Below are 218 nucleotides of genomic sequence, written 5' to 3'. Positions count from 1 at the left end.
CCATATAACACCCAAGCAATTTGCGTCGAAAGGCCAGATTGCGGTGTGTGAAGACGATACAAACCGAAAGTTTGCACCTCACAAAACACCAACTCTATTACATACCCATTCGCTGGAACGTTGACCGTAAGGTAAACGCACCGGCTACCGAATTTCTTGACGACCATAGAGCATTGGAACCACCTGATCCCATCCCGAACTCAGCAGTGAAACGATGC

General features: G+C 48.2%; 1 rRNA gene. It reads left to right on the top strand.

Annotated elements, in window-relative coordinates:
• Window positions 1–155: 155 nt before the first annotated feature.
• Window positions 156–218, top strand: a 5S ribosomal RNA gene (gene rrf / locus V6F78_RS22370); the annotation flags it as partial.

The organism is Pseudomonas sp. ESBL9, assembly GCF_036668715.1.
GTDB classification, from domain to species: domain Bacteria; phylum Pseudomonadota; class Gammaproteobacteria; order Pseudomonadales; family Pseudomonadaceae; genus Aquipseudomonas; species Aquipseudomonas lundensis.
Note: the sequence above shows the minus strand (reverse complement) of the source record. Positions and strands in the feature narration are given on the sequence as shown.